The sequence below is a fragment of the Pontibacter toksunensis genome, assembly GCF_042686245.1.
Lineage (GTDB): Bacteria > Bacteroidota > Bacteroidia > Cytophagales > Hymenobacteraceae > Pontibacter > Pontibacter toksunensis.
The window spans coordinates 1-791 of record NZ_JBHUOX010000102.1; the positions used below are offsets into that span (position 1 = coordinate 1).

Consider the following 791-nt stretch of genomic DNA (forward strand, 5'->3'; position numbering starts at 1 on the left):
AGGGACCAGGTTGTAAATCCCGTGCAGCTGGTATTTAGTGAAGAGCGGGATGGCGACATAAAGCAACAGCAGCTCAAATGTCTTCCGTACAAAGTACCTGTTTTTCTTCATTTTCCAAAAATAAGGCAGGCTATTCCGCTCCAGCCTCCATGCGGCTGGAGCGGCAGCTATAGAAAAATACCTGCTCCAAGGGTAGGGGCATTTGCGAGAATCATCAAATCTCTGCGCCTGCCTAAAAAGGCAAGTACTGCTACTTGTTGAGTGCTTCAACAAAAAAAGGGGTTAAAGCAGCATCTCACCTATAACCCGAACTAAGAAATGGAGTTCTTGCCCGTCACTTTCGAAAGAGGAGGTGAGACTTCTACAGCTCCACCTATCGAACTCGCGGGTTTGTGGAGGAGTTAAAGGAATCAGCCATCAGCTAAAAAAGGAGACCCGAACCTTGTAACGGACTCGGGTCTCCCCCAATGAAAAGGCTTGCATCTTTATCTTGTACTTCATTAGCTGACAGAGAATTTCTTACCATCCATGGACTCCTTCTGCAGCCGGTTTTCTGGCTTAGTCGCCGTAGTAAGTGTTATAGTACCCGTACTCGTTGTCATCCAGCGCACCATCGGCATTATCGTCCCAGAGGCCAAACACCCCGTCGGTGTACTCTCTTTCCCCCAGCATGTTATCATCATCCGTGTCCCAGTCGCCGAACCAGCTGTTGTCTCCCAGGCCTGTCGCAAACTCGTTCTCATCTAAAGCGCCGTCACCGCCGGTATCCCACTCAGACCAGGTCTCATTCT

General features: G+C 49.6%; 1 protein-coding gene. It reads right to left on the bottom strand.

Features of this window, described 5'->3' with window-relative positions; genetic code table 11:
- Positions 1-558: 558 nt before the first annotated feature.
- The coding region (locus tag ACFS7Z_RS27310; RefSeq protein ID WP_377492679.1) for a hypothetical protein at positions 559-791 on the bottom strand (233 nt) is incomplete at its 5' end.